General features: G+C 69.8%; 18 protein-coding genes. 10 read left to right on the plus strand and 8 right to left on the minus strand.

Annotation, left to right across the window (positions count from 1 at the left end; genetic code table 11):
• Positions 1-46 precede the first annotated feature (46 nt).
• From ACH4OA_RS18110 to ACH4OA_RS18135, 6 genes are all read left to right on the plus strand, one after another.
• Complete coding sequence (locus ACH4OA_RS18110) at positions 47-982, plus strand: carbohydrate ABC transporter permease (protein ID WP_397969747.1); 936 nt, start codon at positions 47-49, stop codon at positions 980-982.
• A 1-nt stretch (position 983) separates the two neighbouring features.
• On the plus strand, positions 984-1,856 hold the full coding sequence (locus ACH4OA_RS18115; RefSeq protein WP_397946267.1) for a carbohydrate ABC transporter permease: 873 nt from the start codon (positions 984-986) through the stop codon (positions 1,854-1,856).
• 77 nt (positions 1,857-1,933) lie between these two features.
• Positions 1,934-3,400, plus strand: a complete 1,467-nt coding sequence (locus ACH4OA_RS18120) for a glycoside hydrolase family 32 protein (RefSeq protein ID WP_397939009.1) — start codon at positions 1,934-1,936, stop codon at positions 3,398-3,400.
• A 205-nt stretch (positions 3,401-3,605) separates the two neighbouring features.
• Positions 3,606-4,652 carry a carbohydrate kinase gene (locus ACH4OA_RS18125; RefSeq protein WP_397969748.1) on the plus strand — a complete coding sequence of 349 codons (1,047 nt, stop codon included), beginning with the start codon at positions 3,606-3,608 and terminating at the stop codon, positions 4,650-4,652.
• Between the two features lie 620 nt (positions 4,653-5,272).
• On the plus strand, positions 5,273-5,821 hold the full coding sequence (locus tag ACH4OA_RS18130) for a GNAT family N-acetyltransferase (protein ID WP_397969750.1): 549 nt from the start codon (positions 5,273-5,275) through the stop codon (positions 5,819-5,821).
• Positions 5,822-6,184: 363 nt separating this feature from the next.
• Positions 6,185-6,349: a hypothetical protein gene (locus ACH4OA_RS18135; RefSeq protein WP_397946265.1), complete on the plus strand. Its 165-nt coding sequence runs from the start codon at positions 6,185-6,187 to the stop codon at positions 6,347-6,349.
• 265 nt (positions 6,350-6,614) lie between these two features.
• Here ACH4OA_RS18135 and ACH4OA_RS18140 read toward each other — a convergent pair whose 3' ends face one another.
• The 3 genes from ACH4OA_RS18140 to ACH4OA_RS18150 form a co-directional block, all read right to left on the minus strand.
• The gene (locus ACH4OA_RS18140) at positions 6,615-7,190 is read right to left on the minus strand and encodes a TetR/AcrR family transcriptional regulator (protein WP_397969752.1); all 576 of its coding nucleotides are present in this window, start codon (positions 7,188-7,190) and stop codon (positions 6,615-6,617) included.
• A 129-nt stretch (positions 7,191-7,319) separates the two neighbouring features.
• Complete coding sequence (locus tag ACH4OA_RS18145; protein ID WP_397969754.1) at positions 7,320-8,711, minus strand: amidase; 1,392 nt, start codon at positions 8,709-8,711, stop codon at positions 7,320-7,322.
• On the minus strand, positions 8,698-8,931 hold the full coding sequence (locus ACH4OA_RS18150; protein WP_397969756.1) for a hypothetical protein: 234 nt from the start codon (positions 8,929-8,931) through the stop codon (positions 8,698-8,700). The genes ACH4OA_RS18145 and ACH4OA_RS18150 overlap by 14 nt, the downstream gene beginning before the upstream one ends.
• A 126-nt stretch (positions 8,932-9,057) precedes the next feature.
• Between ACH4OA_RS18150 and ACH4OA_RS18155 the strand changes: the two genes are divergently transcribed.
• The 3 genes from ACH4OA_RS18155 to ACH4OA_RS18165 all read left to right on the plus strand — a co-directional run bounded on the left by ACH4OA_RS18155 (position 9,058) and on the right by ACH4OA_RS18165 (position 12,154).
• Positions 9,058-10,329, plus strand: a complete 1,272-nt coding sequence (locus tag ACH4OA_RS18155; protein WP_397969758.1) for an MFS transporter — start codon at positions 9,058-9,060, stop codon at positions 10,327-10,329.
• Between the two features lie 22 nt (positions 10,330-10,351).
• Positions 10,352-11,251 (plus strand): MBL fold metallo-hydrolase, encoded by a 900-nt coding sequence (locus ACH4OA_RS18160; protein ID WP_397969760.1) that lies wholly within the window; start codon positions 10,352-10,354, stop codon positions 11,249-11,251.
• A 462-nt stretch (positions 11,252-11,713) separates the two neighbouring features.
• Positions 11,714-12,154, plus strand: a complete 441-nt coding sequence (locus ACH4OA_RS18165; protein ID WP_397969761.1) for a transposase — start codon at positions 11,714-11,716, stop codon at positions 12,152-12,154.
• A 382-nt stretch (positions 12,155-12,536) separates the two neighbouring features.
• Here the strand turns inward: ACH4OA_RS18165 and ACH4OA_RS18170 are convergent, their stop codons facing one another.
• From ACH4OA_RS18170 to ACH4OA_RS18190, 5 genes are all read right to left on the minus strand, one after another.
• Positions 12,537-13,880, minus strand: a complete 1,344-nt coding sequence (locus ACH4OA_RS18170) for an LGFP repeat-containing protein (RefSeq protein WP_397969763.1) — start codon at positions 13,878-13,880, stop codon at positions 12,537-12,539.
• A gap of 651 nt (positions 13,881-14,531) precedes the next feature.
• A complete protein-coding gene (locus ACH4OA_RS18175) occupies positions 14,532-14,765 on the minus strand; it encodes a hypothetical protein (RefSeq protein ID WP_397938993.1) in 234 nt (77 codons plus the stop codon).
• Entirely contained in the window at positions 14,765-15,988 is a 1,224-nt protein-coding gene (locus ACH4OA_RS18180; RefSeq protein WP_397938991.1) for a hypothetical protein, read from the minus strand. The genes ACH4OA_RS18175 and ACH4OA_RS18180 overlap by 1 nt, the downstream gene beginning before the upstream one ends.
• A gap of 19 nt (positions 15,989-16,007) precedes the next feature.
• On the minus strand, positions 16,008-16,304 hold the full coding sequence (locus ACH4OA_RS18185) for a WXG100 family type VII secretion target (protein WP_397938989.1): 297 nt from the start codon (positions 16,302-16,304) through the stop codon (positions 16,008-16,010).
• 10 nt (positions 16,305-16,314) lie between these two features.
• Positions 16,315-16,602, minus strand: coding sequence for a hypothetical protein (locus ACH4OA_RS18190; protein WP_397969765.1), 288 nt, complete (start codon positions 16,600-16,602; stop codon positions 16,315-16,317).
• A gap of 110 nt (positions 16,603-16,712) precedes the next feature.
• On the opposite strand from ACH4OA_RS18190, the gene ACH4OA_RS18195 reads away from it, so the two are divergent.
• Positions 16,713-19,427 carry a protein kinase gene (locus tag ACH4OA_RS18195; protein WP_397938986.1) on the plus strand — a complete coding sequence of 905 codons (2,715 nt, stop codon included), beginning with the start codon at positions 16,713-16,715 and terminating at the stop codon, positions 19,425-19,427.
• The last annotated feature ends 20 nt before the right edge of the window (positions 19,428-19,447 follow it).

A 19,447-nucleotide genomic window follows, 5' to 3' on the forward strand; every position in this document is an offset into this window, starting at 1 on the left:
GCCCCCGACCGCGCCGCCCGAACCGGACCGGCTCCCTGGAGATACCGTGACCACCAAGACCGCAGCCGCCAAGCGGCTGCACCCGGTCCGGCGAACCCCGACGACCCACGCCCGTCGCCGTGAGAGCCTCACCGCCCTCGGCATGGCCACCCCGGCCGTCGTGCTGCTGATCGTCTTTCTCGTCGTACCGGTCGCCCTCGCCTTCGCCCTGGCCTTCACCGACGCGAGGCTCATCTCGCCCACCCCGGCCCGCTTCGTGGGCCTGCGCAACTTCACCCAGCTCTTCGAAGACCCCGTCTTCTACAAGTCCCTGCGCAACACGGCGTACTTCGCCGCCGTCGTCGTCCCGCTCCAGGCCGGCCTCGCCCTGGTCCTGGCCCTGCTGGTCAACGCGAAAGTACGGGGCGTCCACTTCTTCCGCACCGTCTACTTCCTGCCGGTCGTCACCTCGATGGTCGTGGTGTCCCTGCTGTGGACCTTCCTCTACCGCAAGGACGGCCTGGTCAACCACGTCATCTCGACGCTGACCCTCGGCCACTTCCAGGGCCCGGACTGGCTGGGCGACCCCGCCACCGCGATGCCCGCCATCATCCTGATGTCGGTGTGGCAGGGCGTCGGCTTCCACGTGATCATCTGGCTCGCGGGCCTGCAGACCATCCCCGCCGAGCTGTACGAGGCCGCCGCACTCGACGGAGCCACCACCTGGCACCGCTTCTGGCACGTCACCTGGCCAGGACTGCGGAGCACCCGCACCTTCGTGCTCGTCACCATCACGATCGCGGCGTTCAGCCTCTTCACCCAGATCAGGGTGATGACACAAGGCGGCCCGCTCGACTCCACCACCACCGTCGTCTACCAGGCGGTGCGCACCGGCTACGACCAGCAGCAGACCGCCTACGCGGCGGCCATCTCGCTGGTCTTCTTCGTACTCGTCCTGACCGTGTCGCTCGTCCAGCGCTTCCTGACCCGGGAGAAGGACTGACATGACCTCCCTCCTCAAACGGCTCGGCGGTCACGCGGCCCGCGTCCTCCTCGCCCTGGTCTTCGCGCTGCCGCTCCTCTTCATGCTGGTCTCGTCCTTCAAGACGGACGACCAGATCTTCGGCGACCTCGGCTCGCCACGCGCCTTCCTGCCCGTCGGCGCCCTGTCGCCGGACAACTACACCGACATGTTCGAACGTGTCCCCGCGGCCCGGTTCCTGCTGAACTCCCTGCTGATCTCGTCGGTCACCGTGGTGCTCGGCCTCATCGTCAACAGCCTGGCCGCCTTCGCGCTGTCACGGATGCGGTGGCCCGGCCGCAAGCTGGTCCTGACCGTGGTCATCGCCACCCTCATCGTGCCGTTCGAGACCTTCGCGCTACCGCTGGTGTGGTGGGTCAACCAGCTGCCGCTGCTCCGCGTGAACGGCTTCCGCCTGGAGTGGACCACCGGCTGGATGGACACCTACCAGGTGCAGATCCTGCCGTTCGTCGCCAACGCCTTCTCGGTCTTCTTCTTCCACCAGTTCTTCCAGAGCATCCCCAGGGAACTGGACGAAGCGGCGATCATGGACGGCGCCGGCTGGCTCACCATCTACCGCCGCATCGTGATGCCCCTGTCCGGTCCCGCCGTCGCCACCGTCGCCATCCTCACCTTCCTGCCCGCCTGGAACTCCTACCTGTGGCCGCTGATGGTCGTCCAGAGCGAGGACCTGCGACCGGTGATGGTCGGCATCTCCTACTTCTTCCAGCTGAACGTGGGCTGGGGCCAGATCATGGCCTACTCCTCCATGATCACCGTGCCGATCCTCGCCCTGTTCGTGGCGTTCCAGCGGTCGTTCGTCAACAGCATCGCCTCCACCGGCGTCAAGGGCTGACCCTCCGCCCCGCGCCGACGGCTCCGCCGCGCCCTCACGACTTCCGTGTGCTCCGCACGCCCTGAGAAAGGCCCCGTGTGTCCACCTCGCCCGCCGACCCCCACCTGCCCGCCGTCCACCTGCGCCCGCCCCGCAACTGGATCAACGACCCCAACGGCCTGGTCTTCCACGACGGCCACTACCACGTCTTCTTCCAGTTCAACCCGCACGGCCCCCAGCACGCGACCATGCACTGGGGTCACTACCGCAGCCCCGACCTGCTCACCTGGGAACCCCTCCCCGTCGCCCTCGCCCCCACGCCCGGCGGCCACGACGCCGACGGCTGCTACTCGGGCAACGCCGTCTCCGTCGACGGCCGCATGGTGGCCTTCTACTCCGCACACCGCCAGGACCGCTGGTGGCAGCCGGTCACCACCGCCGAGTCGTACGACAACGGCCGCACCTGGACCAAACGCCCCCGGCTGCTCATCCCCGAGCCGCCCGCCGGCACCACCATGTACCGGGACCCCTACGTCTGGCGGCAGGACGGACGCTGGCGGATGCTGGTCGGCTCCGCCCTCGACGACGGCCGCGCAGCGGCACAGCTGTACGAGTCCGACGACCTGGAGGACTGGACGTACCGCGGTCCCTTCCACACCAGCGACGCCGCTGCCGATACGGGCCCGACCGGCTGGGAGTGTCCCCAGTACGCCACCTTCGGCGACCGCGGTGTCCTGATCCTCAGCGACTGGACCCCTCAGGGCGGCCCCAGCCACACCACCGTCCTCAGCGGCCGGGAGACGAACGGACGCTTCGCGGCGGCCACGGGCCCCGTGCCGCTGGACCACGGCCCCGACTTCTACGCCCCCGCCCTGCTGAAGGCCCCCGGAGAAGACCGCTGGCTGATGTGGGGCTGGGCCTGGGAAGCCCGGGACGACGCCTGGGCACACGAGGCGGGCTGGGCAGGCGTCCTCACCCTCCCCCGCGAGGTGACCCTCGACGCCGACGGCACGGTCGCCCAGCGCCCCGCACGCGAACTGCTGGCCCTGCGCGGCCCACGCGTCCTGCACGGCACCGGACACGTCACACGGACCGAGCCGGCCGAACTCGGCCGGCTCGGCCACACCTTCGACCTCACCGCCACCCTCGTCCCGGACACCACCGGGACCAGCGGGCTGCGCCTGATCACCTCCGCCGACGGCTCCGAGCACCTCGACATCACCCTCGACCCCACGACAGGCCGCCTCGTCGTCGACCGCACCCACGCCTCACAGGACGCACGGGCACGGGGAGGGACGTACACCGCGCCGTGCCCGGCCGCGGCACGCCCCGAGGCCCCCGTCGAACTCCGGGTGATCGTGGACCGTTCGATAGCCGAGGTCTACCTGGCCGACGAGCAGGTCCTCACCCTGAGGTTCTACCCGTCCACCGACGGACCGTGGCGGCTCCAGGTCCGTACGGCAGGAGCAGGGCGCAGCGAGTTCGCCGTCGCGGCCTGGAACCTGACCGCGAAAGACCTCCCCCGGGAAGCCCAACTGGCGGGCCGGGGAACACAGGGCGCCTGACTCCCGGGCGCACGGACTCTGAAGACCGGCCCCCCGCGCACGGCCAGGCGATGCGCCCACCGCACCATGCGCGGCGGACACGTCCACCACACCGTGTGCGGCAGCCACGTCCACCGCAGCACCCCACGCCCTCACGGCGTCCTCGGCTGCGTTCCGCGGCGCGGGGCGACAGCCCCGCGCCCTACCTGAGAGGCAGACGGACACCATGGCCCGACCCGGGTCCCCCGGCGGCGTCGACGTCCTCGGCGAGTGCGGCGCCGACATCTTCGAGGACCGCGACCGGTCCGATGCCGGCGGACTGGCCCTGCGGGCGCTGGCCGGTGGAGGCCCGGCCAACACCGCTGTCGCCCTCGCCCGGCTCGGCACCCCCACCCGCTTCCTCGGGCGTCTCTCCCACGACGCCTTCGGCACCCTTTTCCGCGCCCGTCTCAGCGCCTCCGGGGTCGACCTGACCGGCGGCGTGACCACCTCCGAGCCCAGCACGCTCGCCGTCGCCGACCCCGACGCGACCGGCCAGGCCGCCTACACCTTCCACGCCGACGGCGCCGCCGACTGGCAGTGGACCGACAGCGAACTCGCCGCGACACGGAACGACGACGCGATCTGCCTGCACACCGGCTCCCTCGCGCTGATCCGCCGGCCCGGCGGCAGCCGCATCGAGGAACACCTCGCTCAGGTCCGCGAGCGCGCCACCCTGTCCATCGACCCCAACGTCCGCCCCCTGCTCGTACCGCCCTCCGCCTACCGCGAACGGCTGCCCCACTGGTGCGCCGTCGCCGACATCCTCCGCCTCAGCGAAGACGACTGTGCCCTGCTCGCCCCGGAGGCCGGGCTCGACGAGGCGTGCGACACCTGGCACGCGGCCGGCGCCCGCCTCGTCGTCATCACCCTCGGCGGCGACGGCGCCCTCGCGTCACTCGACGGCGTGCGCGTCGCCGTCACGGCTCCCCCTGTCACCGTGGTCGACACCGTCGGCGCCGGGGACTCCTTCACCGCCGGCCTCCTCCACCGCCTCGCCACCCTCGGGCACCTGGGCGGCCGACTCGACACACTGACTCTCGACGCCGTCACGGACGCCTGCGCGTTCGCCGCCCACGTCGCCGCCCTGACATGCTCCGTCCCCGGCGCGAACCCACCCTGGGCACAGACGTTTCGGTGCGACCGCGGCTCGGTCGGTGCGGCATACACGCCGGCAGCCGCGAGAAGGCGGGCCGTGGGAGAAATACGGATCCCGAAGTCACCGCGGAGGTAGCCACTGCTGTCGAGGCGCTCATGGTGTGTGCGGCGGCGGGTGCCGACGGAGCGAGCGTGGGCACGCGCTCCAGCACTCGCCGGCTCCGGTACGCGGGCATCCACACCCGCTCCGTGTCAGCGATGCTCAACGGCCCGGGCCGGCCCCACACATCGGCGGGGACCTCGGCCCGCCCCCGGTCGTGCGGCCGAGCCGCGCAACGTAGCCCGGTGGCGATGGCAGGCCGTAGTTCTGAGAAACCTGCGACAACGCCGTCGGAGGCTGGCTGACGGTCAGCCGTGTCAACGATCCCGCGCTCAGCACACCTGGCACCCACGGCTCCCCCATCCCTACCGCTCCGGCCGCCTCCTCACGGCGCGGCGACCCGGTGGCCCGCCCCGGACCGCACACCGGAAGGAAGGCCGACTGAGCGAGGCGCCCGCGCCGTTGGACGACCGGTCAGCCGCGGAGCGTACTCGGTTGAACCGCTCCGGTCTGCGGCGCCCTGGCGGGAGCCGCGGTCGTCTGCCTCAACCTCAGCCTCTTCCTGCCGTGACCAGCGGCTCCCCGCGCGAACCGGGGCCGCGGGCCGGGCGACAGTACGCTGTATGCCCGTCGGCGACAGAACGAAGCGAGAACCCATGCGTACCGGACCCGCGACCGGGACATACAGGCCCACCGACAGGACGCGGCTGCGCCCCGCGACCGCGGCGGACGCCGGCTTCCTGGCGGAGGTGCTCCTGGAGGCGTTCAACTGGTCCCAGCCGCGGTTCACCCTGGAGGAGATCCTGCGGACGCCGAGCATCGCGCACTACGTCACCGGCTGGCCCCGGCCGGGCGACTTTGGCGTGGTGGCCGAGGACGGCGCGGGCCGCCCGGTCGGTGCCGCATGGGCACGGACCTTCCCCGCCGACGATCCCGGCTACGGCCATGTCGACCCGCGGGTACCGGAACTGACGCTCGGTGTCCTCCCCGGGTACCGCGGTCGTGGCATAGGCGGCGCCCTGCTCGACGCGCTGGTGGCGCGGGCGGCCCAGGCCCGCGTCGACCTGAGCCTCAGCGTGGAGGACGGCAATCCGGCCGTCCGCCTCTACGCCGCCCGCGGCTTCGTGACCGTCGGCCGCGAGGGGGAGTCGGACACGATGCTGCTCCGGCTCACCGGCACGCCCGCGGACAGCCCCCGGGCCTGACCGGCACCGCGCGAGTGCCACGGGCCCAGGCCGACCGGGCGCTGCGGATCATGCACGCTCTTCCGACCGAGGGGGAACGCCGCGGTGATCAGGTGGAGACCCTCACCGTCCACCGCCGCGGGGCCGTCCAGGAGATGGCCGTCGTCATCCGCGACCACGCGCTTCCGCTGGCCATCAGGGAGCGGACGACCAAGGTGCCGCACGAGCCGAGCCGGCCGCAAAGTGACGGCCGGTGGCGCTCACGGAACCTCCCTGAGTGCGCGAACGCCTCCGTCCTGTCCTTGAAGGGACAGTGCGCAGGAGTGTTTACGCGGCGATGACGAGTGGGGAGTCCAGGCGCTGCCACGCCCCGAGGACGGCCTTGTGGGCGTCGGGCCGGAGGTGGGCGAGATCCCGGCGATCGTGCGGGAGGCGGACGGCCCGGTGCGGGTCAGGGCGGTCGGCGAGCGGCTGGGGCTGGACGCCTCGGTACGCGGCAGGCTGGGACCTTCGCGGGCGAGGATGACCAGGCTCGCCGACCGGGGCTGACTGCACCTGCCCCGCTGCCTCGACCAAGACCTGCTCCTCCGGCTGTGGCCGGTGCTGCGCACTCTCGTCGGCCGCACCGTGCACACCGTATGGGAAGACGCCTTCCCTCAGCTCGCCTCCCGCACCCGGCAGCCGCGTGACGGACATGCCGGGGCTGCACACGCGGCTCCTGGCGGAATCGATCACGTCCGGATGAGGCTCGCGGTGAGACTGCGGGGCTTGGGTGCTGCAATCGCTTTCGCGGGCGACGGAGACAGTCGCCCGGTCACTGGTCGCCCTTCCCGCGTATGCCGAAGAGCATGGTCACCAGCCGGCGGGCGTACGCGGCGTCGAGCCCGGCCGGGCGGAAGAGGATGCGGTACATCATGGGGGCGACGATGCGGTCCATGACCGTCTCGACGTCGGGAGTGTTCTCCTCGCGGCCGGTCGCTCGGGCGAGAATGACGTTGATCTGTTCCGCCGCGTAGGCCGAGCACTGACCGGCGTTGCCGCCGTCCGGGTCGCCGAGCAGGGCGTCGCGGATATAGGCGCGGCCCGAGGGGGACGTCATTTCGTCGAGGAACTGTTCGGCCCATGCCGTGAGGTCGGACCGCAGGTCACCGTGGTCCTCCGGTTCGGTGTCGGGTCGCAGCCGCTCCACCGCGACGTCCGACAGCAGTTCCTGAAGGGTGCCCCAGCGCCGGTAGATGGTCGACGGGGTGACTCCGGCGCGCTGGGCGACCAGGGGAACGGTCAGTGCCTCGCGGCCCGTTTCCGCCAGGAGTTTCCGTACAGCGGTGTGCACCGACGCCTGGACGCGCGCGCTGCGCCCGCCGGGGCGGGCCCTCTGCTTGCTGCTCATCGCACCAGCCTAAAGCACATTACTTGCGTTTAACGGGACCGATATCCGGGCTCACCAAAGCTGATCCCGACGGAGCCGAGTGGCGTGTGGACCGGGCCGGGACTTTCCGGTCCGGTCCACACACCGCTCTCAGGCGAGGGGTGCGAGCGACCGGGCGGACTGCGTCCGCTCGTATGCGTGGCCCACCAGCAGCAGCGTCCGCTCGCCGAAGGGCCGCCCGAGCAACTGCATGCCGACAGGCATACCTGCCGTGTCCTGGCCGACCGGGACGGAGAGAGCGGGCACTCCTGTGATGTTGGCCGGGGAGGAGAGGCGCACATAGGCGTCCGAGACGCCCTCGACCGTGCCGTCGGGCCAGGTGACCGTCTCCTGGCCCGACGGGACCGCGGCCATCGGGACCGCGGGGGCGGCGATCACGTCAACTCCCTCCATGACGCGGGCCCATTCGTCGCGCATCAGCGTCCGGGCGCGCTGCGCCCGCAGGTAGTCGCCCGCACCCATCAGCTCGCCGGCCTCCAGGAGGATCCGGACGTCCGCCTGATACAGCTCGGGGACGGTACGCAGGGTGCTCTCGTGGTACGCGGTGGCTTCCGGCACCATCAGGCCCCACTGGACGGCCTGGATGTAGCGGGTCATCGGTATGTCGATCTCGATGAGCCGGGCGCCGAGCGCCTCCAGCTGCGCGATGGCGCGGCGGACGGCGGCCTCGACTGCGGCGTCGACGTGTGCGAAGTAGTAGTTGCGCGGCACGCCGACGCGCACTCCCGTCAGGTCCGGGTCAGGGCGCGGCCGGTAGTCGACACCGGGGACGGCCACCGAGGCGGTTTCTCCGGGGTCGTGCCCGGCGATGACCGTCAGAACCAGGGCCGCGTCGTCGACGGTGCGGGTGATCGGGCCGACGTGGTCGAGCGACCAGGACAGCGACGTGACGCCGCGACGGGGCACGAGTCCATACGTCGGCTTGAGCCCGACCACCCCGTTCAGGGCGGCGGGCACCCGGATTGAACCGCCGGTGTCGGTGCCGAGGGCGAATGTCACCGCACCGGAGGCCACGGCGACGGCGGAGCCGCCGCTGGAGCCACCGGCGACCCTGCCGCGATCCCAGGCGTTGTTGGTCTGCGGGGTGGTCAGACCGTAGGCGAACTCGTGGGTGTGCGTCTTGCCGATCAGAATCGCGCCGGCCGCCCGCAGACTCGCGGCGACCGCGCTGTCGGAGGCCGCACGGTGACCGGCCCGGGTCCTGGAGCTTGCCGTGGTGGACACGCCGGCGACATCGATCAAGTCCTTGAGCCCTACCGGGATCCCGTGCAGAGGGCCTCGGTAGGAGCCCTGTGCGGCCTCGCGCTCGGCCTCGCGGGCGGTCCGGCGGGCCTGATCAGCGTAAACCGCGACATAGGCCGCAAGGTGCGGCTCCACCTGCTCGATGCGGTCGAGGACCGAGTCGACCAGCTCGACGGGGGACAGCCGTCGCTCCCGGATCTCCTGCGCGGCGGCGGCGAGGGACAACTCATACGGCTGCATCGTGCTTCTCCTTTCCCGCACGGAAGGCACCGGCGGGTTCCGCACGGAAGGCACCGGCGGGCGGGGTGTCACCGAAGTTCAGCTCGCGCAGGACCGCGACGACGGAGTGGATGTGGTTGGCGGTGGCGGCAACCACGGAGTGGCGGTCATCGGGCAGCGGAAGCCCGCCACGGGCGGCCCAGCGGGCGGCCTCGGGCGGCGTGAGTCCGGCGGAGGACATGGATTCTCCCCTGGTCGGGTCTGAAGCGACGAGGCACCCCAGACCAAAAGCTATTGGTTTGCTTTAGCTCGACCGTAGGACCTATCGTCCCTTAAGGCAAACGCGTTGCTTTTAGGGAGGAGTCTCATGCCCGACGCCGTGTCCGGCGCACTCGCGCACTGCCCTGTCGGGGGCAGTCGCGCCCGCGGGAGAACCCGCGCCGCCTCGTTCGGCCTGGACGCGTCCATACTCGTGGCCCTCCTGGCGGCATCCAGCGCCCCGACACCGCTGTACCCGCTTTACCAGGACCGGTGGGGCCTTTCAGCGCTCGCCGTCACGGTGGTCTTCAGCGCATACTCCCTGGCGCTCCTGTCGGCCCTTCTCACCACCGGAGCGCTCTCCGACCACCTGGGACGGCGTCCCGTCCTGGCAAGCGCCCTGGGCGCGCAGGCCGTCGCCATGGTTCTCCTCGCCTCAGCGGACGGCGCAGACTCCCTGACAGCGGCCCGCCTCCTGCAAGGAGCGGCCACCGGCGTGGCCACGAGCGCCGCAGGCGCGGCTCTCCTCGACCTGGAAAACCCGCGGCATCCCGGTCGGTCCGCCCTGACCAACACCACCGCCCCGGTCGTCGGCATGGCCGCGGGCGTTCTCCTCTCCACCCTCCTCGCCCGCTTCGCCCCGGCCCCCACGGTCACCGTCTACGCACTGATGGCAGCGCTCTTCGCCGCCCAGGCGATCGCCGTCCCCTTCACCACGGAGACAGTCAACCGCCGGTCCGGCGCGCTCCGATCGCTGCGCCCGCAGCTCGGTGTACCGCCCGCTGTGCGGTCCACCCTGCTGACCACCGGCACCGCGATCGTCGCGATCTGGGCACTGGGCGGCTTCTACTCCTCCCTCGGGCCGGCCCTCGTGCGCCTGGTGGCCCCCCACGCCCCGCAGGCGGCCCTCGGCATGGTCTTCTTCGCCCTCAGCGCCGCAGCCGCACTCACCGTGTGGGTTCTGCGCCGCACCGATCCCCTCACCACCGCGATCGGCGGATGCCTCTCCGTCCTGCCCGCCGCGGTCCTGACCCTGAGCGGTCTGCACGGCCTCGGACTGCCGGCCGTCTACGGCGGCGCGGCCCTGGCCGGAGTAGCCTTCGGCGCCGTCTCCCAAGGGGTACTCCGCGTGCTCCTCGCCTCGCTCGACGAGCAGTACCGCGCCGCGACGCTGGCCGCCTACTACGTTCTGAGCTACCTCTCCATGAGCCTGCCCGCCATCGCCGCGGGGGCCGCAACCCAGTACTACGGGCTCAGGACCACCTCGCACGCCTACGCCGTCATCGCCGCACTCCTCGCTGCGGCGGCCCTCACGGCGCTCGCCGTGTCACGAACCCGGACAAGGCCCGACAGCAGGACGCGCAACCGCCCACTCCGCTGAAGAGCAAAGGAAACGACAGATCATGCAGACTCCCTCGGACACCCCCATCCCGTCCTGGGCCGTGGGCGACATCACCGTCCACCGCATCGACGAGATACCGCTGCCGCCCGCGACCGGACCCTGGCTGCTGCCCGACGCCACGCCTCAGGTAGTAGCCGGCCAGGACTGGCTGCGCCCCCACTTCGCCGGCGATGACGGCATCCTCCACATCGACAGCCACAGTTTCGCGTTCGCCGTGGACGGGCTGCGCGTACTCGTCGACACCGGCATCGGCAACGGCAAGGAACGGGCCAACCCGGCCTGGCACAACTTGCGCACCGGCTTCCCCGAGCGCCTGACCGCCGCCGGCTTCCCGCCCGACTCCGTGGACCTGGTGGTCCTCACCCACCTGCACGCCGACCACGTCGGCTGGAACACCCGAAAGGTGGACGACGAGTGGGTCCCGATGTTCCCCCGGGCGCGATACCTCACCGCACGCGCCGAAAGGGAGTTCTGGGCCGCGTACGACATGGAGGAGGCGCGCCGCCAGATGTTCCGCGACTCGGTGATCCCGGTCGAGCGGGCCGGTCTGCTCGACCTGGTCGACGTCCCGGCCGACGGCGTGCGGATCACCCCGGGCCTGCGCCTGGTCCCCACCCCCGGCCACACCCCCGGCCATGTCGCGGTCGAACTGAACAGTCAGGGTGAAACGGCGCTGATCACCGGTGACTGCGTTCACCACCCGGTCCAACTCGCCCACCCCGCCATCGGCGCCTGCGTGGACATCGACCCACAGCAGTCCGCGACCACCCGCGGTGAATTGCTCGCCTCCCTCGCCGGCACGGACACCCTCCTCCTCGGTACCCACTTCGCCCCGCCCACAGCCGGCCGTGTCGTCGCGCACGGAGGCGCCTACCGGCTGCGGCCCGTCCCGGCGACCTGACCTGCAAGCCAACCGCGCCACCGGGACCGGCAGGCTCGGCGACGCCGCAGGCCGACACCCTCGGCCGCTCCCTCACGCGCCGGCCCGAGTACGACCACGAGTTCGACGGCCGCCTCGCTCTCGGCGCGCCCTCCGGCGGTCGCGGCGGACGAGGCGGACTGGCTGCGCGACCGCTGCTGCCGGGCCAGGAGTTGACGCGGTCGGCGACGACGAACAGGTCGGCGCGGACGGCACGGACGGTGTCGCCGTCTGTGAGGCGTACGCTCCCCTGCTCGCCGACGGTCTCGTAGCCGGTGACCGTACGGCCGAAGCGCACTACGCCGCGCAGGCCGGTCAGCAGGATTTGGTGCCGCCGAGTGAGTCCTGGTTGGCCTGTCTCGTGCGGTCCTCGATTCAGCCCACGTGAGGGCTAGGAAAGGGGGGGCGAACTTGCAGGTCCGAGCCCCGTGGACCGGGTAGAGCGTGTCTCTTTGGCACGGCGGCAAGAAGGTCAACGGCCGCAAGCGGCACATCGTGGTGGACACCCTCGGACTGCTGCTGACCGTCATGGTGACGGCGGCCTCGGTCAGCGACCGGGACGCGGGACAGACACTTCTGGTCCGGCTGCGTGAGCGGCACTGGCGCGTGACACGCGTATGGGCCGACGGAGGCTATACCGGGCGCCTGGTCGACCTCTCCCGCGAACTCCTGCGCGTCGCGCTGACGGTGGTCAAACGCAGCGACGGCACCAGCGGCTTCACCGTGCTGCCGAAGAGATGGCTGGTGGAGCGCACGTTCGCCTGGCTGATGCGCTCACGCCGCCTGGCCCGCGACTACGAGACGCGCACCGGCACCTCGGAAGCGGTGATCCGGTGGTCGATGAGCATGGTCATGAGCCGCCGACTCGTGCGCCGGGCACGCTGAACAGCCCCGCACGTTCCTCCGCCAGCCAGCCCCGCGCGACCACCATGCCCTCGACCGCCGGCCCCGGGGCCTCCTAGGCCAGGCCCTCACCTGATCGCGCGGCTGGCGGCCACAAGCGCGGACGGTGGGGGCGAGGTCCTGGCGCTGGAGTGCGAGACCCGCCACGTCGGATCGGGCGAGCTCTGCGTCACCAAGAACGGCTGGACCTCCGAGCGGCCTCCCACGAAGCGGCTGCGGACGGCGGACGCCGACGTCGATGCCCGCCTGGGCTACCTGGAGTTCAGCCGGGATACGCGTCAAAGGGGCAAACAGTGGATCCTGCTGACGAAAGCCCCTCGCTGGCCTGGAGGCTGACGCGGGGCTTCGTCGTGCCGCTACAGGCTCAGCCGGTGCACGCCATGGTGGCGTCCTGGGAATCCGGATCGTTCCGGGTACAGGTGTGCTGGGGGGATTTCAGGTCACGGACGTGGGTCTGCCAGACGGAGCCCTGCCATTTGGCCTGGGGGGCGCCGGCGTTGTCGAGGCGACTGGGGTAGCGCAGGACTTCCCACGAGGGGAATTGGTCCTTCGTCGTCGTGATGTCGAAGCCGGTGAAGGACTTGTTCTTGTCGTCGTACCCGTGCGGCGTCAGGTACCACGTCGCGTTGATCCGGCCGAGGTCTCCGAACTGGTAGCCCGGGACGCCTACGAAGGAGTTGACCGCCGAGATCGATACCTTGATGCCCCCGCCGGTGGTGGGCTCGACCCAGTATTCATTCTGGGGGACCGGGTCATCCTGGACGGCTTCGGCGTGCGAGGTGCGGACGAGGGGCTTGGCGTCACGGCATCCGTTCAGCGTGGAGCTGGGGTCATGGACGCAGGAGTGTTCGACGTAGACGCCGACGCGACCCGTTTCGGTGTCCCACGCGACGGTCACCTTGGATTCGGCGGCCGGGTCGGTGCTCCACTGGCGGTGGTTGCCGATGATGTCGTTCACTGGGTTGTTGTCGGTGGCGATGTAGCCGCGTACGACGACGATTCCCCGGTCTCCTCCCAGGGGCAGCAGGTGCGCGGCCTCTTGCAGACCCCCGTCACGTTTACTGCTGCTGGGGGTCAGGTAAAGGTCGCGTGCCTGTGCGTACTGCGGGTTGGAAGTCTCCTCGGGAGACCATGCGATGGGGCCGTGCTCGAACATCTGGCTGACGCCCTTGACGCCCGGAACCTGGACTTCGTCGCTGATGGGGTAGCCGTAGCGGCCGGACTCCCACTGGGCCATCCCCCAGCGTTCGCCGATGCGGCCCCAGACAGGGTGTGCACCGGTGTCGGGGGACCAGTAGACCGAGCCGCCCTGGAAGACCTGGCGTACGCCCTTGCCGTCGGGGAGCCGGATTTCGTCGCTGGTGGGGTAACCGAGACTGCCGGCTTCCCAGCCGAGCTGTCCCCACTTGTCGCCGATGAGGCCCCAGATCGCGTGGGCCCCGCTGTTGGGGCTCCAGTAGATCGAGCCATGCTCGAAAACCTGGCGGGCGCCCCCGTCCTTGGGGACCGGGATTTCGTCGGACTTCGGACAGCCCAGGGACTCCTGTACGCCCGGCGTCTGCGTGTACTCGGTCCAGATGGCCCCGTCGACCGAGTGGCCCTCGTCGCAGAAAATCTGAGCCGATGCGGGAGTAGCCTGAACGCCCAGCAGGAGCAGGGCACTTGAGGCTGTGAGGGCGAGGAGCTGGGATGCTCTTGCTCTGATCATGTCGGACAGTCTCTACAGCTGCAGGCAGTCCGGACAGAGAAACAACGAGACGAAGAGACCAAGCACCCGAATGGGTGACGGGCCGGGCACTCAGGGCTTCAAGATCATCTCATTGCCCCTTTGGCGCCTTCCTCGCTTACACCCCTACCCGGAGGTAACCCCCGCGACTGCCGTAGAGGCCCTGGCGTTCCGCGATGTACCGGCCTGCGGTCCTGCCCTCGGGCAGGACCGCAGGCATGAGAATCCTCGAGATATCGCCCGTAACGCCCATAGCGCACATCATGCGCACCCACCGGCACCGCAGGTCAGGAGCCCTTCCCGGCAGGCTCCAGAATCGCCACGCACTCCACATGATGCGTCATCGGAAAGATGTCGGCCTAAGTGAGTCTCGGAGAGGGCCAGGTCACCGCCCGTTTTTCGGCTCGCGGTTCCGCGCGCTGGCGCCAGAGCGTCAAACGAGCGTCATAGCCAACAGTTCATCCTTGCTCTTCGGGGCGGAACAGGCTGCCGCGACAAGCCCCCCAGCACGAGTCCGCCTACGCTCACTCAGGGCGCCGGCTCGCACATCATGACCCACCACCTCTCCGGCCGCCCTACCGGTGCAGAGCCGCGTCCACAAGTCGGGTATCACGCCGACCATGAGCGAGGCTTTCAGCTGGCACTCATGCCCCGTTCCGGCCACTGGCTCCGCTCCTCGAACAGAGAGTTGATCTTCCGAGACGCCTTGAGGAACGTGTAGTCGACGTTGCCATCGTCGGCCGTCGAGTTACGGCTGGCCGTATCCATGGTGAGGGTACGGACCATTTCGTCAGGGTTCTCCCCGAATGAATAGCGAATGGAGTCCGGCTGCTCGGACAGCTTCTTAAAGTAGACCAGGGATGCCATTACCACTCGCTCTCGAAGTCTTCCCGCTTGTTGAGCGGAACCATGCTCTGCCAATTGTAGCTTTGGTTAGCGACCCGGTGCGCTTCCTGGTAGGTCGCACCTGGGTGCGTGTGCAGGTAGTTGAGCTCCGCGAGTTCGTGTTCGAGCAGCACGTGGTCCTCGGGCAGAGCATTACCAGAACGGAGGCGAATCCAGGCATCGGCGATCTCGGCGTCCGCGTCGAACTTGCGGGTGACGATCTTGCCGGTTTCGTAGTCCTCGATAGGGTGCTCGGTATCGAAGATGTGCTTCTTGATGGTGGCGATCTCCTCTTTGGTGAAACCCGTCGTTCCATTGGCACGGGACACATTCTCGGTGTTGCGGCTGATGGCGGCGATGTCGCGGGAGTCCTGACGGAAGTCGTCGTATGCGGCCTCCGCCCACTTCGTCTGCGCGGGATCGTCGAGCAGGTCACGCGGACGGCGCCGGGCACCGGTGAGCCACTCGTCGCCGCTCCGTATCCCCGTAAGGGAGGCCGTGACCTCTTCCGGCATATTGGCCAGGAGCCGGCGAGAGTCCGCGACAGCCAACATGTCACTGCCGAGGGGACTGCGCCAGCCGACACTCGAACCGGGCGCGGGTATAGCGGCGCGTATGGCCTGCGCACACCGTATCTCCGCTTCGGCCGCGACCCGGGCCGCCTGTCGCGCCGTCGTGGCGGCGGCCTGCCGTTCGCGTTCGGCCTGGGCGGCATAGGCGCCGATCCGCGCCGCGGCGGCGCGGACCTCGGGGCGTTGGTACTGAGTGCACCTGAGCGCGAACGACTCGTCGAGCTCGCGCCAGTTGCCGGTGTACGAGAACCCCGGGACCAGCGTGCAGAACTGCTGTAACGCGGCCTTGTACTGGGCGTCCGCTTGCATGCCCCGGCTCAGCGCGGCGCGGGACTGGATCTTGGCCTGCTCAAGGGTCTGCATATACGCGACGAGCGCCCTGCCGCAGCTCTCGTGAGCCGGACCCAGACCGGCGGCCTGCTGCGGGAGGCGCGCAAGCCGCTGCTGGAACAGCGGAGCGTAGTCTCCCTGCATGCGCAGGTCCGCGCTGTTGGCGGCGACCTGGCGCAGGCGGCTGGCGTGCTGCTCCGCGTACTCCGCCTCCCGCAGCAGTCGCGCCGCGAGGGTCTGGATGCGGGCGGGGTCGCCCGGGACCGGGTCCCGCGCCAGGTCGAGAACGCTCCAGTCCTCCATGGTCAGGCGCCCCGGCCGGTCAGCTGCCGGCGCCGCCCGCCAGTCGTGCGTCGAGTTCCTGGTGGCTGCGTACGACGTCGTTGAGGAACGCCGCCATCCCTTCGAGCCCCTGAATCATGTTGTGGGTGCCCGTCGTCCACTGTTGGTACGACTGCTGGAACTTGGACGACGCCATCTGGGTGCGGAACTCGCTGGCCACCAGCTGGTCGATCATGCCCTTGAGGGCCTGGAGCTTTTCGCTTATCTCGGTCTGCCCGCTGACCAGCCGTGACGCCGCCTGCTGCACACCGTCGTAGCCGACACTGACATCCGCCATCGGTCTCTCCTCACATCTCCAGGGCTTGGTCGGCGAGGACCTGGTCGAGATCGAGCGTGCCTTCCACCAGGCCCGCGAAGAGCCCTGCGGCCGTATCGACCGACGCTACGAGGCCGGTCCGGGCTGTGGTGACGGCGTCGAGGAATGCACCGAGTGCTTCCGCGACCGGGCCGGCCACCGTGCTCACGGCATCCGCCAAGGGCTGTGGTGCCGAGAGCCGGAGGCCGGAGCGCATGCGGGTCAACTCCCGCGCGACTAAGTCCGCTTCCTGCAGATCGCAGACGAATCTTTGAGCCATCGTCTCGGATCTCCCCCGTGAGACCTCAACTGCGCGTCAAGAGTGGCTAATCTGCTGTCAGGTTAGCGTACGGGGCGCCGACCGGTAAGCGATCCGACAGGAGCGCGGTGGTGGCAGGAACGGACTCCTCTCAGGGGCCGAGATTGGTCGCGGGGCGCTACCGGCTGACGGAGGTGCTCGGGCGGGGCGGCATGGGCATCGTCTGGCGGGCCACCGACGAACGGATCGGCCGCACCGTCGCGGTCAAGGAACTCCGCGTCCCGCGGGGGCTGCCCGCCCGGGAGCAGGCGGCGTTCGGTGAGCGGGCACTGCGCGAGGCCCGGACCGCCGGGCGGGTCAGACATCCCGGAGTCATCGCCATCCACGACCTCGTCCCGGGCGCGGCGCAGGACGACGCGGTCTACGTGGTCATGGAGTTGGTGGAAGCACCCTCCCTCGCGACCGTCCTGGAGGAGCAGGGCGCCCTGCCCGAGTCGCGCGTGGCCCGCTTGGGACTCCGATTACTGGAAGCGCTGGACGCCGCACACGCCATCGGCCTGGTGCACCGGGACGTCAAGCCCAGCAACATCCTGGTCCTGCCCGACGACAAGGTGAAACTGGTCGACTTCGGCATCGCCCACGCCGTGGACGACACCCGTCTCACCGGCACCGGCGTCGCCGGCTCCACCGACTACATCGCACCCGAACTGTTCGAGGGTCACTCCCCCACCCCCGCGGCCGACCTGTGGTCCCTCGGTGTCACGCTCCACCACGCGGCCACCGGCCGCAGCCCCTTCGAACGCGGCACCACCGCGGCCACCATCCGCGCCATCCTCCACGACGACCCTCCACCCCTGGACCGCCACCCCGCGCTCGCACGCGTGATCGAGAGCCTCCTCGTCCGTGAGCCGAGCGGGCGCATGGACGGCCGGGAAGGGGCGGTGCGTCTTCGCGCTGTGATCGCCGCGGCCCGGGACACGGCCGTCCCACCGGTGCGACAGAACACCCCGCCCGACGAGCCTGCCGGCCGACCGGTCACGGGGCAGAACCGGCCCATCGGTGCACACGCTCGAGCAACGGGCGCCGGCAGGCCGTCAGCTGCGACGGATACGACGGGACGGGCGCCCGCCTCGGACCGGGATGCGGCCACCGGATCCCCGGGGCAGCCCAGCCCTGATGCCGTCCTCCGTCGTCCGCAGGGACAGCCAGACGGCGGTGGCAGCCGGCCGGTGTCGTGGGACGAGCGGCCCACCTCTGTCCGGAACACGGCATCCTCGAGCAGGTCCACGGCACGGTCACGCCCGGCTGTACAGACCTCGACCACCGCGACGGATGACGGCCCCGAGCGCTACTTGGTCTTTCCTGCGAAGACCGCGGGACGGCTCAACCATTGGACGTCCTACGTCCTGTTCGGGCTCGTCGTGTGGCTCGGGTGGAGGCTCGGGCAACTCCTGGATCCGGTGCTGCTCGTTCTCGTGCTGTGCACGAGTGCGTCGGCGGTGTCGATCGTCGCGTTGGTCACCCTGTCCCCTCGGTGGTCCTTCAGCATCGGTGCCGAGGGCATCGGACTCTTCAGGGTCGGACGCGGTACGTCATCGAACCCCCACGTTGCCTTGGCATGGGAGCACATCGACGAAGTCCTCCTCATGTCCCGGCGCCCCACCAGCCGGACTGCCATCACATTGCACATGGCCGCGACCACACCGGCCGATGTCAGGAGCAGACCTCCCCTGCGCGGCGTCGTTCGCACCGGCGGCAGCGGTCTCACCTGGAGGATGGGCCAAGCCGACCAGCCGGTCGCAGACTTGTGTGCGGCGTTCCGCGCCACCGCGCCTCTCCACGTCACCATCAGCACGCCGACCGAGTCGGACGCGGTGGACCTGAGGTATCACGGAACCGGTCGTATCTGGCCGACGCTGACAGCTCTGACACTTGTGGCCATCCTCGTGGCGACATATGCCTTCACCCCCCACGACAGCGAGCCGGTTCGGCTCACGACAGCCGGAAGCGCAAGCGCTGTGGAGTTCGCTCCAAGTGGTAAGACATTCGCAAGTAGCACCGACCGTTCCATCGAGCTATGGGATGTGGCCACCCGCAAGAAGACCACCACCCTTTCCGGTATCAAGGGCCCGATCTCGGCGATGCGGTTCACTCCCGACGGAAGTCTGTTGGCCGCTGCCGACGATGACGACGACATCGACGACCACACCATCAGGGTGTGGGACGTCACTGACGGAAAAGAGCGCAGGACCCTGCGTCTGGACGAGGGCGACACGGTCGTGTCCCTGGCATTCCGTCCGGACAACCACACCCTCGCCGGCGTGATGGACGACGGCACCATCGTGATATGGGATGTCCGGTCGGGCCGGACAACCTCAATACAGGAAAATCGGTCTAGCGCCTTCCCGGTCGAATTCAGCGCGAACGGCCGGTTCCTCTACGGCGTCGACGCCGAGACCGTGCGACACCGGTGGGACGTGGCCAGCGGCCGCCCGGTGCCCACGAAAGAAAACGACGAAAACACGGCCATTGTCTACAGTCGCATGCCTGAGACCGCTTTGGTACTCGACGGTTCCGGACATACCAAAAGCTCGCTGGTCGGCCACACGGACAGGATCACCGACATTGACTGGGCAGGGGCGTCTTCCACGCTGCTGGCCACCAACAGCTTGGACGGCACCATACGCATCTGGCACACCGATACCGGCGAGACCGCACGGAAGCTGGTACTGGACGCCGACCACGGCTCCTCGGCCGACGGCATCGCCCTCAGCCCGGACGGAACGACTCTCGTCTATACGAGCGGCCGGGACTTGTGGATATGGGAGACGGGGATCGAAGCCTAGTTATTCGCTTGCCGGACGAC

The organism is Streptomyces sp. NPDC017095, assembly GCF_044332325.1.
In the GTDB taxonomy this organism is placed as follows: Bacteria; Actinomycetota; Actinomycetes; order Streptomycetales; family Streptomycetaceae; genus Streptomyces.